The 14567-nt window shown below is 50.6% G+C and carries 13 protein-coding genes; 3 read left to right on the plus strand and 10 right to left on the minus strand.

Translation table 11 applies throughout. The features are described 5' to 3' along the window. The first annotated feature begins 185 nt into the window (after positions 1-185). Positions 186-1748 (plus strand): phosphoenolpyruvate carboxykinase, encoded by a 1563-nt coding sequence (locus ACXAH4_RS00960; protein WP_474880332.1) that lies wholly within the window; start codon positions 186-188, stop codon positions 1746-1748. 82 nt (positions 1749-1830) lie between these two features. Here the strand turns inward: ACXAH4_RS00960 and ACXAH4_RS00965 are convergent, their stop codons facing one another. Further along, positions 1831-2268: a hypothetical protein gene (locus ACXAH4_RS00965; RefSeq protein ID WP_474842099.1), complete on the minus strand. Its 438-nt coding sequence runs from the start codon at positions 2266-2268 to the stop codon at positions 1831-1833. Between the two features lie 226 nt (positions 2269-2494). Between ACXAH4_RS00965 and ACXAH4_RS00970 the strand changes: the two genes are divergently transcribed. Continuing rightward, on the plus strand, positions 2495-3811 hold the full coding sequence (locus tag ACXAH4_RS00970; RefSeq protein ID WP_474880333.1) for a Na+/H+ antiporter NhaC family protein: 1317 nt from the start codon (positions 2495-2497) through the stop codon (positions 3809-3811). A gap of 15 nt (positions 3812-3826) precedes the next feature. Continuing rightward, the gene (locus ACXAH4_RS00975; RefSeq protein WP_474880335.1) at positions 3827-4993 is read left to right on the plus strand and encodes an MFS transporter; all 1167 of its coding nucleotides are present in this window, start codon (positions 3827-3829) and stop codon (positions 4991-4993) included. A gap of 20 nt (positions 4994-5013) precedes the next feature. Here the strand turns inward: ACXAH4_RS00975 and envZ are convergent, their stop codons facing one another. From envZ to fis, 9 genes are all read right to left on the minus strand, one after another. Beyond that, the gene (gene envZ / locus ACXAH4_RS00980; protein ID WP_349590632.1) at positions 5014-6330 is read right to left on the minus strand and encodes a two-component system sensor histidine kinase EnvZ; all 1317 of its coding nucleotides are present in this window, start codon (positions 6328-6330) and stop codon (positions 5014-5016) included. Between the two features lie 15 nt (positions 6331-6345). Further along, entirely contained in the window at positions 6346-7068 is a 723-nt protein-coding gene (gene ompR, locus ACXAH4_RS00985; protein ID WP_474880337.1) for an osmolarity response regulator transcription factor OmpR, read from the minus strand. 183 nt (positions 7069-7251) lie between these two features. After that, a complete protein-coding gene (locus ACXAH4_RS00990; protein WP_474880338.1) occupies positions 7252-8499 on the minus strand; it encodes an ArsB/NhaD family transporter in 1248 nt (415 codons plus the stop codon). Positions 8500-8660: 161 nt separating this feature from the next. Next, entirely contained in the window at positions 8661-9563 is a 903-nt protein-coding gene (locus ACXAH4_RS00995; protein WP_119503087.1) for a phosphoribulokinase, read from the minus strand. A 148-nt stretch (positions 9564-9711) separates the two neighbouring features. Next, the gene (locus tag ACXAH4_RS01000) at positions 9712-10104 is read right to left on the minus strand and encodes a phosphate-starvation-inducible PsiE family protein (protein ID WP_119503086.1); all 393 of its coding nucleotides are present in this window, start codon (positions 10102-10104) and stop codon (positions 9712-9714) included. A gap of 194 nt (positions 10105-10298) precedes the next feature. Then, positions 10299-11594 (minus strand): phosphoribosylamine--glycine ligase, encoded by a 1296-nt coding sequence (gene purD, locus ACXAH4_RS01005; RefSeq protein WP_474842091.1) that lies wholly within the window; start codon positions 11592-11594, stop codon positions 10299-10301. A 19-nt stretch (positions 11595-11613) separates the two neighbouring features. Next, positions 11614-12426, minus strand: coding sequence for a class I SAM-dependent methyltransferase (locus tag ACXAH4_RS01010; protein ID WP_474848827.1), 813 nt, complete (start codon positions 12424-12426; stop codon positions 11614-11616). Positions 12427-12580: 154 nt separating this feature from the next. Continuing rightward, a complete protein-coding gene (gene purH, locus ACXAH4_RS01015) occupies positions 12581-14176 on the minus strand; it encodes a bifunctional phosphoribosylaminoimidazolecarboxamide formyltransferase/IMP cyclohydrolase (protein WP_474842089.1) in 1596 nt (531 codons plus the stop codon). Between the two features lie 89 nt (positions 14177-14265). Further along, a complete protein-coding gene (fis, locus tag ACXAH4_RS01020) occupies positions 14266-14559 on the minus strand; it encodes a DNA-binding transcriptional regulator Fis (RefSeq protein WP_018982332.1) in 294 nt (97 codons plus the stop codon). Positions 14560-14567 lie beyond the last annotated feature (8 nt).

Below are 14567 nucleotides of genomic sequence, written 5' to 3' on the forward strand. Positions count from 1 at the left end.
ATTTTTTCATTCCAACTTTCCATGATTTACTCATTCTGAAAGTTTATTTCTTTAAATAGTCATTCAGATCAAAAAATAATCGCTATTTGTATTTATGATGTTGTCTCTGCCCTTGTTTTATATACAATCGAATTGAAAAGGATTTTTGAAAGTTAAAATGTAAACTTACCAAAGGGCTTACCAAAATGACCGCGGCACCACTTTTAAATTCAGATACAGCAGTAAACGTGCTCACTGATCTCACGTCAGCTGAGTTAATAGAAATTGCACTTAAACGTGGCGAAGGCTGCCTTGCAGACAATGGTGCGCTGGTAGTAGAAACCGGACACCGGACAGGTCGTTCTCCTGCGGATCGCTTTATTGTCAAAGAGCCCTCTACGGAATCAGACATTGACTGGGGTAAGGTGAACAAGCCCTTTGATGCAGATAAATTTGATGCATTGTGGGACCGCGTAGACGCTTTTTTAAATACACAGGAACATTTCCTTTCTCATTTACAGGTTGGCTCTGACCCTACACATGCTTTGCCAATAAAAGTACGAACACAAACGGCATGGCAGCATATCTTTGCCCGCAACCTGTTTATTCAGCCCGCAACGTGGAATCCGGATAACAAAGAGGCATGGCAGATCCTCAATGTGCCCGGTTTTACCTGTGATCCTGAGCGTGACGGCACCAACAGTGACGGTGTGGTTATTCTGAATTTTGCTGAGAAAAAGGTGCTTATCGCCGGTATGCGTTATGCCGGTGAAATGAAAAAAGCCATGTTCAGCGTACAGAATTTCCTGTTACCGGCAGAAGAAGTGTTACCTATGCACTGCTCAGCCAACGTGGGAGAGCAAGGTGATGTCACCTTATTCTTCGGATTGTCCGGCACCGGCAAAACCACGCTGTCTGCCGATCCCAAGCGCTTTCTGATTGGTGATGATGAGCATGGCTGGGCGCCCGGAAGCGTGTTCAACCTGGAAGGTGGTTGTTATGCAAAGTGCATCGATTTATCGCAGAAAAATGAACCTGTCATCTGGGATGCCATCCGTTTCGGTACGATTTTGGAAAATGTGGTACTGGATGAAAAACGCACCCCGGATTATGCCGACGTCAGCCTGACACAGAACTCCCGTGCCGCCTATCCGCTGGAGCATATTGAAAAGCGTGTGGCTGAGAATAAGGGCGGTGAGCCCCGCTCCGTTGTGTTCCTCACCTGTGATGTGAGTGGCGTATTGCCGCCGGTTTCTGTGCTCAGTGAAGAAGCCGCGGCCTATCACTTCTTAAGTGGTTACACAGCAAAAGTCGGCTCGACAGAAATAGGGTCCACTGCTGATATTGAATCGACTTTTTCAACCTGCTTTGGCGCACCGTTTTTCCCACGTCCTGCCGGCGTGTATGCGGAACTACTGATTAAGCGGGTAAAGAGTTTCGGCGCTAAAGTGTTCCTGGTGAATACCGGCTGGACAGGTGGTCCCTACGGCACCGGCAAGCGCTTCGATATACCTGTTACCCGAGCAGTCATCGACGCCATCGTTTCCGGAGAACTTGCCAATGTGGAAACCCGGCATATTGATGGTCTGAATCTGGACGTGCCGGTAGCGGTACCGGGTGTCGACAGTAAATTGCTGGTGCCGGCAGAAACCTGGGCCGACCAGCAGGCTTATCAAACCTATGTTGAAAATCTGGTGCAGGAATTCAAAGCCAATTTCGAAAAATACGATGTCAGTGATGCCATCGTGAAAGCCGGCCCCGGCTTCTGACAGCTTTCTATCCGACGTTAGTCGACTTATTGCCCGCAGTGTGTCTGCGGGCTTTTTTTGCAATGTAGTTGCTGGCTGGCGGTTACTGCCCGCCGGCCAGTGCGCTTTGAATGGCTTGCGGATCCATGAAGTGGGAATAATTACCGATAGCGTCAGTAACCACCGGATCCTGCATTAACTCGCCCATTGCGACCTGACCAACCAGTTCGAAGGCACGCTGGAGTGCCATGGGATCAGATTCAGAGGCAACTTTAAACTGCGCCGGGCAGTCGCTTGCGAGCAGGCGGGTAACCAGGTCGCCGATGTCCTTATCAGACTCAAGGCGGTCTTTTTCCGATACTTCGGCATAGTTTTTTATTTCAGGATGAGCGGCCATGGAAAAGAAAATCCATTTTGCCAGCGATTTTCTTTCTTTGCCGTTTAAGGAATCGATCAGACAACTGCCTAATTCGTTCGACATCGCGGGTGCGGCACTCAGGGCCGACGCGCTGATAATTAAAGCACCGATTAACTTCTTCATATTACACCTTTCTTCTGTTCCTTGTGTGCAGTGCCAGCCGGGTATCTCCATGCCGGTTACCGCTCGCCTGTATGACGGATGAAAATCGTCATGCAGAAGGATTACATAAGATAGCGTGAAATAATATAGGCTAAAGTATCTGTTTTACCGCTGTTTTACGTTCACCCGGACAGCGTGTTTACGATAAAATCCTTACCGGATTCATCTGCACAATCAACGAGGTCCCGTGCAAAAGTCAGCACCTGCCCAATTTCTGGGGCTAACGCCTATATTGTTTTTTGTTGTCACTATGCTGATTGCCGGCATTATCAGCGACAACATTACCGCTATGCCAGTTCTGGTAGCCCTTTTCCTGGCCGCCGGATATGCCCTGCTGCTGAACCCGAAGGATCAGAAGCTCACTCTGAATGAGAAGATTGCGCAATTCTGCGAGGGAGCGGGTAACAAGAACATTATTCTGCTGGTGCTGATATTTCTACTCGCCGGCGCATTCTATTCGCTGACCATCGATATCGGCGCGCGGGATGCCACCGTCAACCTGGCGTTAAGCGTAATACCAACGCCCATGATATTGCCGGGTCTGTTTATCATCTGTTGTTTTATTTCTTTTTCCATGGGGACTTCTACCGGCACTATCACGGCGCTGGCTCCTATCGGGCTTGGACTGGCTGATGGGCTGGGTGTGTCACCGGCATTGCTGGCCGGTGTGGTTGTTGGCGGAGCCATGTTTGGTGACAACTTATCCTTTGTGTCAGACACCACCATCGCGGCAACCCGCAGTCAGGGCGTCAGGCTGACCGACAAATTTAAGGCTAACCTGCTTATTACCCTGCCGGCATCCGTGATCACCATTATCATTCTGGCATTTGTCAGCGTGGCGGATACCAGTTCGTTACAGCAGGGTGATTACGAACTCATCCGCATTCTGCCCTACATGCTTATTATTGCCTGTGCACTGGCAGGTTTGAATGTGGTACTGGTGCTCGCTATCGGTATCGGGTCCGCAGGGGTTATCGGCCTTATCACCGGTAGTTTCGCACCTATGGGGATGTGGCAAAGTATACAAACCGGCCTGGGATGGATGCAGAATCTGTCGGTTATCGCTCTGACAATCGGTGGTATTGTCAGTCTGATGCATGCTTACGGCGGTATTACCTGGCTGATTCAGGTGCTAACCCGGCGTGTGCAAAGTCGTCAGGGGGCAGAGTACAGTATTGCGGCTCTGGTCAGTTTGCTGGATTTATCCACGGCGAATAACACGATTTCTATCGTGGCAGCCGGTCCGATAGCCAGCGATCTGAATAAACAGTATGGCGTTGACCCCCGCCGTACAGCCAGCATTCTGGACGTGTTCTCGTGCAGTTTTCAGGGGCTGGTGCCTTACGGTGCGCAAATCCTCACAATCGCCGCTGTGGGCGGGCTATCTCCGCTGTCCGTTTCCATGTATTGTTGGTACCCCATGTTATTGTTTGTGTTTGGTGTACTGGCCATTGCGTTTAATATTCCTAAGTTCGTTACAGAAAACGGTAGTCCTGACGTCTGACAGTAAGGCGTGCCTGTGAGCCGCCGGCCGGTTACCGCGATCATATTTGGCGGATTTTTTCTGTTCGGGATGCTTTTTATTCTCTGGGGTGTTTTGCTGCCGGAGATTGCTGCCGATCTTGAAATGAGTGAAACCGTCAGCGGAGCATTGTTCCTGCTGTTCTCGCTGGGCATGATGCTGGGTGCGCTGTTTGGCGGCAAATACGTCAGTAAATTCGATTTTCTTTATCTGCTGGCCTGGTTGTGTGCTGTGGATGCGGTGCTGGTGTTCGGGGTCTCCCTGATGACCGCCTGGCAAGGGATGCTGCTGATGGTGTTTCTCACCGGTGTGGTGAGCTCTGCGGTGATCACCATCGGACATACACTCATAGCCCAGTTGTACGCAGAGAAGCGGTTTGCCATGATGGGGGTGATGGACTTTATGTTCAGCCTCGGTACTTTCGCTGCGTCTTTCTATGTGACCCTGATCTACACCTTTTCTCACGAGTGGCAGAAGCCCCTGCAATTTCTGACTTTCCTTCTGCTTTGCGTGTCGGCCTACACATTTATGATTGCCGGCCAGCACAGAAAACTGAGCAAAGGTAAACCGGCAGAAAAGAAATCATCACTCAAATACATGGATATGCTCAGGCAGCCTGTGTTTCTGCTGCTGTGTCTGGTGAGTTTCGGCTACGGGGCGGTGGAGTTCGGTAATGCGAACTGGTTTGTCAGTTACGCAAAAAACGATGGTTACGATGGTGAACAGGCCCGCAATCTGCTGGCGTGTTTCACCGCCGGAATGACATTAAGCCGGCTGATTTTTTCCTGGTTCCTGCGCTATTACAGTGTTTACCGGTTAATGATAATTCTGGCCACCATGACCCTTGCCGGTGCTTTCGGTATTAAGCTTGCCGCAGGCAGTGTGGCTATTGGCAGCTTCAATTTCCTGCTCGGGTTGGGATTAGGGGGTCTCTTTCCTCTGGTACTTTCGGCGGCAATGAATGTGGATCCGTCAAAAGGTCCGGTTTTGTCCGGGATTTCGTTGATTGGGAATGCTATCGGGGTGCAGGTAGCCTCTTTTGCTACCGGATTCTGGGCCAGTTTTCAGGGGCTTCATATCGCCTTCTGGATCATCCCGCTTGCCAGCATATGGCTGTGGAGCACCACCTGGTATTACAGTCGCCAGATTAAGCAGCAGGTATAGCAGTAATGACTGAATGGCGGCTAGTGAGCGCCGGGTAGCCAGAATTCCGCGACCAGGCCACCTTCGGGGTGATTCCTGAGTGTGATGTTGCCGAAGTGCATATTGATAATTTTACGGGTGATAGCCAGACCCAGCCCTGAGCCCAGACTGCCCCTTGCTTTATCTCCCTGTTTGAACGGCATAAAAGCGTTATCCAGCTCGTTGTCAGGGATGCCGGGGCCGAAGTCGCGGATGCGGCAATAAACCCGTTGTTTCGCGCGGTCAAAGAAGGTACTTATCGAAATTTTGTCACCGCCGTAGCGGAAGGCATTTTCAATCAGGTTATCCAGTACCCGCTTGATGGCTACCGTGCGTACCGGCGTATCCGGCAAAGAAGTCAGTTTCAGGGTGATATGATGGCTTTCGTAACGCTCATGCACCCTTACCATATCACCGATAAGCGTATTCAGATTGGCATTTTCCCATTCGCCGGTACGGTCAAAGCGGGCGTATTCAATAAACTGATCGATGATTGCATTCATATCTTCGATGTCTTCATTGATGCCGTCACGCACCCACTCACTTTCTTCCGGCAGCATTTCCGAAGCCAGCCTGATTCGGGTAAGCGGGGTACGTAAATCATGAGAGATACCGGCGGTCATTAATGTCCGCTCATCCTCCAGTTGCTTTATACCCTGATTCATCCGGTTGAATGCGCGGGTCACTTCCCGCATTTCGCTGCTGCCCTGTTCTTTCAGCGGGGGCGGAAACTGTCCTCTGCCAACCTGCAATGCGGCCTGCTGCAGCGCCTGCAGCGGCCGGTTAAGATGGCGTACAAACCACCAGCCGCCGGTCACACTCAAAATACCGATTACCATCAGATACATGGTGGGGGGCGGTGAAATATGGGCGTCGTTGCCGCCTATCAGCGGAATACTGACCCAGATATTCGGTCGCGTGCTGAGAGATATCCACACACGGTAAGGCTCGCTGCCAACTGCGGTTTCAGCCGTACTGATCCGCACATCTGCTTTGACACCAATTTGGGAAGATACCTGCGAAGACATGAAATTATAGTGTGTGGCATCACGCAGACCCTGCTGCAGCGCCTGCTCCGTGGTCATGATTTCGACTTTGGTTTGTTTTGCGTAGGCCAGCCGTTGCTCAAGAGGCGCGCTCATCAACCCCTGCGATTGCACGCTTTGTACCTGCGTTGCCAGCAAACTGCTGATCTGCTGGGTGGTAGGACGCACAAAATAGTAGGTGACTGACAAATAGGACACCACCTGATTGATCAGCAGCAGTACACCGATCAGCAGTACGGTTTGTCCGAATGCACTTTTAGGAAGCAGCCTCACGCAAGGAACATCATCTTATGCTGCGCCACCGTCCGGCACAAACACGTAGCCAAGGCCCCATACCGTCTGAATATAGCGCGGGCTTGCCGGGTCTTTCTCCAGCATGCGGCGCAGACGGGAAACCTGCACGTCGATACTCCGTTCCAGCGCGCTGTAATCACGGCCACGGGCCAGATTCATCAGTTTGTCCCTGGAGAGCGGTTCTCTGGGGTGGGTGACCAGTGATTTAAGTACAGCAAATTCGCCGCTGGTTAACGACAGCGGCTTACCTGCGGCTGTCATTTCGCGGGTAGCGAGGTTCAGGCTGTAATCACCGAACTCAACAATTTGCTCGTCTCTGGACGGTGCGCCGGGCGCTTCTGTGGTTTTGCGTCGTAATACGGCTTTGGCACGGGCCAGCAGTTCGCGGGGATTAAACGGCTTGGGCAGGTAATCATCGGCCCCCATTTCCAGGCCGATAATGCGGTCGACTTCGTCACCCTTGGCTGTGAGCATGATGATGGGCATGTCGTTGTCTGCCTGTCGCATGCGCCGGCAGATAGATAAACCATCTTCACCCGGCAGCATCAGGTCCAGAACCATCAGATGGAAGTTCTCACGCTCAAGCAGGCGGTCCATTTGCTCTGCATTGGCTGCGCTGCGCACCTGAAAGCCCTGTTCAACAAGATAACGCTCCAGCAGGCTGCGAAGGCGCATATCATCATCGACAACAAGTATTTTGGACGTTTCCTGACCCATGATTGTTATTCCTGAACAGTGGCTGTGTAACCGGTAATAAAAAGCAGTACGCCGCGCAAAACGGCGGGTACTGTCTTAAGTTACCTTAACTATAACCACTTCAGGTCACGGACAAAAGCACAGAGATGTTGCGAATGTCCGTGGAATGTTACAAATGATGTCAGTCGGGCATCAGGTCTGCCGTCAGCCGAGTACCAGGTCCGCCATCATCAGAACCATGGCAAAACCGAAAGAGTAAGCCAGCAGCAACAGCAAGGCGAATTTGCCGTATTTAGCGAAGGTCAGCCCTTTCACTTTACTCATGGTAACAATCCCCGCCGAAGAACCGATGATCAGCAGTGAACCCCCTACGCCAACGGCATAGGTAAACGCCATCCACTCCGCGGTAGACATGGATATATCAGCTTTCAGCAGTGCGGCTGTCAGTGGCACGTTATCAATCATTGAAGACAGCACGCCCATGATGAAGTTTGCGCCGGTTGACGGGAAGATGTTGTACACCTCAAGCAATGCACCCAGTGCGTGAATATGGTCCAGCATACCAACCAGCAACAGTACACCGAGGAAAAACAGCAGGGTGTCGAACTCAATGAGGCGGATGTAGTCCAGGATCGGGTCTTGATACTTCTCTTCGCCCATGAAGGTCGCGACCAGGAACATGACAGCCATACCAGCCAGGAAACACAGCATCGGTGGGATGGCAAACAGAACGTTGGCAACCAGAGTCAGTATGATGGTGGATAAGAATATACCGGCAATGACATAGTCAACGGTACGCATATCATGACGGGTTTTCTTTATCTTCACGGTGCCGTTCATACCTATACTCAGCATCATTGCCAGGAATAGTACGGCGGAAAGGGACGGAATGATGAGCAGCAGCAACTGCGTGATAGTAACCTTGCCGTCGAGGAAAATCATCAGAGTGGTTACATCGCCGGTGATGAGTGACACGCCGCCGGAGTTCACCGCAAATACCACCAGTACCGCAAACCGCATGGTCTGGTTAAACGGTAATCCCAGTGACAGTACCATGGCTATGGACACCAGAGTGGCGGTGATGTTGTCTGCCAGAGAAGAGAAACAGAAACTGAAGATGGCGGTGAAGAAGATAAGCTTTCGCAGCGTAATTTTGGCCGGCATGATGATATTGAGCATATTCTCAATCATGCCTTTACGGTTAAGGTAAGCAACAAATGTCATGGCGGCGACGAGGAACAGCCACAGGGTGGAAATTTCGCTGATGTTTTCAGTAAGGTGTTCGTTGAGCTCTTCTAAACCGGGCCCGCGGTTAGCGTTTATAAAGAGAAGGATCCAGGCAAGTGTTCCGAGAAAAAGCGTCGTTTTGGCTTTGTTTACGTGAATGACTTCTTCGAAAACGACGCCAAGTAACGCCAGTACAGCTATGCCGACGAGTACATAATCCAGCATGGTTTTTACCCCCAAATTGTAAGGGGTAAATTATACGTTTTCAGGGCCCGCGGCTGAACGCCCGGTGCGTTGTAAACCGCGGAAAATCAGTTATATCCGTTATGCATTTGAATGATGAAAACACAATGAAAACGGGCTGTTAACGGCTATGTACGATTTGCTTACTGCTCGCTCACCCAGTCCATCTGACTGCCTGCCCGGCGCTTCTGATCAAGAATATCTTCAATCAGCGGTGTGAGGATTAATTCCATCGCCAGACCCATTTTTCCACCCGGTACCACCAGGGTGTTAATGCGGGACATAAAGGCGCCGTCGATCATTTGCAGCAGGTACGGATAATCAACATTTTTCATTTCACGGCGGAATCGCACGACGACAAAACTTTCGTCCTGGGTAGGGATCTCCCGGGCACTGAACGGGTTAGATGTATCGACAGTGGGAACACGCTGGAAATTAACGTGAGTGCGGGAAAACTGCGGTGTGATGTACTGAAAATAATCGTCCAGTCCGCGCACGATACTGCTCATCACCGCTTCACGGGAGTGTCCCCGGTCAGTGGTATCGCGGACAATTTTCTGGATCCACTCCAGGTTTACAATCGGTACCATGCCTACCAGCAAATCTACATGGCTCGCCACGTCATTTTCTTCTGTGGCAACGCCACCGTGCAGACCTTCATAGAACAGTAAGTCAGTGTTTTCCGGCAGCGCCTGCCAGGGCGTGAATGTGCCCGGCATCTGGTTAAACGGGACGGCTTCATCAAAGGTATGCAGATACTGGCGGAATTGTCCGGTGCCGGTTTGTCCGTATTCTTTAAACAGGGTTTCGAGTAATTCAAAATCGTTGGCGCGGGGGCCGAAGTAACTGATATGGCGGCCCTGTTCCTGCGCTTTGCGGATTTCCACCTCCATTTCCGGACGGGTAAAACGGTGGAAGCTGTCACCGCCAACCACTGCCGCATTGACATTCAGGTTACGGAAGATGTGCGTGATCGCATTTGTCGTTGTTGTGGTGCCTGCGCCGGAAGAACCGGTGATGGCAATAATCGGATGTTTGGCTGACATAATCACAGAATAGGAATACCGGACTTCTGTTATAAGCTGGCAGCACGGAAGAATCAAGGGGAACTATGTTGCAGAATAAGTCCGCAACGGGTTCGAAATTCACCTGATTTATAGTGCCCGGCCATTGCCGGGCGTGCTTTGTACGCCGTTAACCGGGAGGATTCAGATGCCGGTTTTTCAGTTTCTCCAAACTGATTTTATCTTTCAGACTCATGATCACTGCGGCAATACTGAGCAACAAGATACTGCTGGACTCATAAAGAAGCACAATTTTATCCAGCTCTTTGCTTTGCAAAATAATCATGCGGCTTAGCGCTGTCATGGCGATGATCAGCGGCAACGTAACCGGAATCCGGCTGCTGTTATAGTACGCGGCCAGCATGCCGATGACTTCGGCGTAGATGAACAATAGCAGCAGATCTGAAAGTTCAACCTTACGCTGATGAAACATATGCATGATTTCATCGCCCACAGCAACCAGCGTCGCCAGCATAATGAGGATTAGCAACAGTTTTTCAATTTGCTCGATAAATTTTGCCATATCTGACTATCTTGAAGCATTTTTGTACAGACCTGTAAGACTAATTGGAAAGTGCCGGCGGGCACACCGTGCTTTGGTCGTATATAGCGGGGAATTTTCCGGGACTGTCGGGTTACGACCAGAGAATAAGGTCTTTCTTTGGGGGAACGGGAAGAAAAGGCAAAAAGAAAGGGCGCCGCAGCGCCCTTACCGGATTATGCCTGACCGCTTGCTTCGCGGGCGATAGCGCGGTATGCGATATCTGTTCTGAAATACACATCTTTCCAGCTGATGGTATTCAGTAATTCATAGGCTTTCTGCTGAGCTTCAGTAACATTGTTGCCCAATGCAGTAGCGCATAGTACACGACCGCCTGCAGTCACTACCTTACCGTCTTTCATGGCAGTGCCGGCATGGAAAACTTTGCCTTCGTGAGCAGCAGCTTTATCCAGCCCTTCAATGACATCACCTTTGTCGTAACTGCCCGGGTAACCCCCTGCAGCCAGTACAACACCAACCGCAGCGCGCTCATCAAAATCAATGGTTTTGCCGGCCAGTTCACCTTTACAGGCCAGTTGGCACATTGCCACTAAATCAGACTGCAAACGCATCATGATAGGCTGGGTTTCAGGATCCCCGAAACGGCAGTTGTATTCGATAACCTTTGGCGTACCGTCTGCCATGATCATCAGGCCTGCATACAGGAAGCCTGTATAAGGATTCCCTTCACTTGCCATACCTTCAACGGTAGGCATGATGACTTCCTTCATTACGCGGTCATGGATTTCCTGCGTCACAACCGGAGCCGGTGAGTATGCACCCATACCGCCGGTGTTCAGACCAGAGTCACCATTACCTGCGCGCTTGTGATCCTGGCTGGTGGCGAAAGGCACAACATTTTTACCGTCTACCATCACGATGAAAGAGGCTTCTTCACCATCAAGAAACTCTTCGATTACCACGCGGCTGCCGGCGTCACCAAATGCGTTACCTGCAAGCATGTCACGGATGGCATCTTCAGCTTCCTGTAACGTCATCGCAACGATAACACCTTTACCGGCGGCCAGACCGTCAGCCTTCACGACAATCGGTGCACCTTTTTCACGCACATAGGCGATAGCAGGATCGATTTCAGTGAAGTTCTGGTATTCCGCTGTAGGAATGGCATGGCGGGCTAAGAAATCTTTAGTAAACGCTTTGGAACCTTCCAGTTGGGCCGCAGCTTGTGTCGGTCCGAAAATCATCTGACCGGCAGCCTGAAACGCGTCAACAACACCTTCAACCAGCGGCGCTTCAGGGCCGACAATGGTTAAGTCAATCGCGGTGTCTTTGGCAAACGCCAGCAAACCTTCGATGTCTGTTACACCAATGTTCACGTTTTTCAGCTTAGGTTCAGTGGCTGTGCCTGCATTACCCGGCGCAACATAAACAGTGGAGACAGAGTCAGATTGTGCGGCTTTCCACGCTAATGCGTGTTCACGGCCACCGCTGCCAATAACTAGTACGTTCATCAAAGCGTTCCGTTATCTCTTATTCAGGTTTAATAAATTTAAGTGTCATCCGGTTGCTTTCACCAATAGACAGATACTTTGCCTGATCTTCTTTGCCTAAGCGCAGTGAAGGTGGCAAGGTCCACACGCCTTTAGCGTGATCGGCATTGTCTGCAGGGTTAGCATTTACGTCACTTTCCGCAACCAGTTTGAAACCAGCAGCTTCAGCAGCATCGATGACAAAAGACTTTTTCATATAACCGCTGCTTTTCATTGCTTCGTCAGCAGCGGATTCCGGTAATTCATGATCAACTACGCCCAGGATGCCGCCGGGCTTCAGGGCTTTGTAGAACGACTTAAACGAGCTGGTCACGCCTTCTTTATCGCCGCCCATGTACCAGTTATGGACATTACGGAAGGTCAGCACTGCGTCTGCACTGCCGTCAGGGGCAATGTCAGGGCTCTTTGAAGGATGGAAAGCCGTAATCGTGGCACCCTCATAAGGGCCGCCCGCTTTGGCTTTTTCTTTGAAGCCGTTGAGTGAACCGGCGTAATAACCCGGTGCACCGTCGAACATAAAGAAGTGCGCTGCAATATAGTTGCCGTCGTCTTTTAATAAAGGTGCGAGAATATCGGCATACCAGCCACCGCCGGGCCAGATCTCAACAACGGTCATGTCCGGTTCAATACCGAAAAAGCGCAGAGTTTGTTGAGGATGACGGTACTCGTCACGGGCTTTGGCATCCGCTGAGCGGTTATCGTTTTTTACCGCATCGGTAATAGCGTCTGCGCTGGCCAGTGTTGATGTGAGTGAAGCAGATACAGCAAGCAAAGAAGCGGCAATTACACGCATCGTGGTCTTCATAATTGATCCTTAATTGTTTTAACGGTGCATAGCATTTTTAAAGTAATACCTTGTACTGCAGCAGCTAGGTTAACGCAGGACAGTAAAAACGCAAAAGGGTTGTGGCGAAAGCCACAACCTTTACCGTAAACAACTTTTTCAATTAATGGCGGAAGTGACGCATGCCGGTGAATACCATAGCAATGCCATGTTCATCAGCTGCTGCGATAACTTCATCGTCACGCATTGAACCGCCCGGCTGGATTACCGCTTTGATACCGGCAGCCGCGGCTGCATCAATACCGTCGCGGAAGGGGAAGAACGCATCAGACGCCATTACTGAACCCGCTACCTCCAGGTTCTCATCGGCCGCTTTAATACCGGCGATTTTCGCAGAATACACACGGCTCATCTGGCCTGCACCCACACCGATGGTCATGCTGTCTTTAGCATAAACGATAGCGTTAGATTTCACGTATTTTGCTACTTTCCAGCAGAACATCAGGTCGCGTAATTGCTCTTCTGAAGGTTGTACTTTAGATACGACTTTCAGATCTTCCATATCCACCATGCCAAAATCACGTTCCTGAATTAACAGGCCGCCGTTAACACGTTTGAAGTCGAAACCGTCGGTAAGCTGACCCTGCCAGTCACCACACGCCAGCAGACGTACGTTTTTCTTTTCAGCAACGATGGCTTTCGCTTCTTCGCTGACAGTAGGGGCAATGATGACTTCAACGAATTGACGGTCAACAATGGCTTTCGCTGTGTCGGCATCCAGTTCACGGTTAAACGCGATGATACCGCCGAAAGCAGACGTCGGGTCAGTTTTGAAAGCGCGGTCATAGGCTTCAAGGATGTTGTCACCCAGCGCCACACCACAAGGGTTTGCGTGCTTAACAATGACACAAGCCGGTACGTCGAATTCTTTCACGCATTCCAGCGCTGCGTCGGTATCTGCAATGTTATTGAAAGACAGTTCTTTACCCTGAAGTTGCTCAGCAGTAGCGACAGACGCTTCCTGAATGTTGTTCTCAACATAGAAAGCCGCAGACTGGTGGCTGTTCTCGCCGTAACGCAGATCCTGCTTTTTGCTCATCTGTACGTTGAACGTACGGGGGAATTCTTCAGCTTCACAGCAACCTGTTTCACACGCAACAGTATCAATGCGCGTACCGAAATAGTTGGCAATCATGCCGTCATATTCTGCGGTATGTTCGAAGGCTTTGATGGCCAGGTCGAAACGTGTCTGGTACATCAGTGAACCTGCATTTTCTTCCATTTCAGCAAGCACGCGGCTGTAATCCGCTGCTTTAACCACAATCGTCACATCTTTGTGGTTTTTCGCTGCAGCGCGAACCATCGTAGGGCCACCGATATCGATGTTCTCAATCGCGTCTTCCAGCGTGCAATCGTCTTTTGCGACAGTGGCAGCGAACGGGTAAAGGTTCACTACAACCAGATCGATTGGCGCGATATTGTTCTCAGCCATTACACCTTCGTCCTGACCGCGACGACCCAGAATGCCGCCGTGGATTTTCGGGTGCAGAGTTTTCACACGACCGTCCATGATTTCAGGGTGACCAGTGTGTTCTGAAACCTCTTTAACCGGCAAACCGGCTTCCGCCAGTAATTTTGCCGTACCGCCGGTAGATAGCAGTTCAACGCCTTTGTTGTGTAATGACGTGGCAAATTCAACGATGCCGGTTTTGTCAGAAACACTTAACAGGGCGCGCTTGATAGGTTTAGGTGTTTGCATAGTGGTGTTGAGCTCTTTGCGTAAGTTAACGAGTGGAACAAAAAAGAGCACCGTTTGGTGCTCTTAAAGTCGGGCTAAGCCCTTTAATCTTAGTTCATGCCGTACTGCTTCAGCTTTTTGCGCAGTGTGCCACGGTTGATGCCCATCATGATGGCGGCGCGTGTCTGGTTGCCGCGGGTGTAAGTCATTACTTCTTCCAGTAACGGCGCTTCAACTTCAGCCAGAACAAGTTCGTACAGATTATCGATGTTAGCGTTGTCCAGTTGCTTCAGGTATTTGTTTACCGCTTGCTTTACTGAGTCACGCAAAGGCTTCTGTGCCTGAGTTTGTGAAGGAGTCGTTACTGTTGTAGTAAAAGGTGAAGTCACATTTTGATCGAACATAATACTTT

This window comes from Alteromonas sp. ABV2_168, from assembly GCF_056161165.1.

Bases quoted from the DNA above. Each gene is read 5' to 3' on its own strand.
- ACXAH4_RS00960 (WP_474880332.1), top strand. From the start codon at position 186: ATGACCGCGGCACCACTTTTAAATTCAGATACAGCAGTAAACGTGCTC.
- ACXAH4_RS00965 (WP_474842099.1), bottom strand. From the start codon at position 2,268: ATGAAGAAGTTAATCGGTGCTTTAATTATCAGCGCGTCGGCCCTGAGT.
- ompR (WP_474880337.1), bottom strand. From the start codon at position 7,068: ATGGGTCAGGAAACGTCCAAAATACTTGTTGTCGATGATGATATGCGC.
- ACXAH4_RS00990 (WP_474880338.1), bottom strand. From the start codon at position 8,499: ATGCTGGATTATGTACTCGTCGGCATAGCTGTACTGGCGTTACTTGGC.
- ACXAH4_RS00995 (WP_119503087.1), bottom strand. From the start codon at position 9,563: ATGTCAGCCAAACATCCGATTATTGCCATCACCGGTTCTTCCGGCGCA.
- ACXAH4_RS01000 (WP_119503086.1), bottom strand. From the start codon at position 10,104: ATGGCAAAATTTATCGAGCAAATTGAAAAACTGTTGCTAATCCTCATT.
- purD (WP_474842091.1), bottom strand. From the start codon at position 11,594: ATGAACGTACTAGTTATTGGCAGCGGTGGCCGTGAACACGCATTAGCG.
- ACXAH4_RS01010 (WP_474848827.1), bottom strand. From the start codon at position 12,426: ATGCGTGTAATTGCCGCTTCTTTGCTTGCTGTATCTGCTTCACTCACA.
- purH (WP_474842089.1), bottom strand. From the start codon at position 14,176: ATGCAAACACCTAAACCTATCAAGCGCGCCCTGTTAAGTGTTTCTGAC.
- fis (WP_018982332.1), bottom strand. From the start codon at position 14,559: ATGTTCGATCAAAATGTGACTTCACCTTTTACTACAACAGTAACGACT.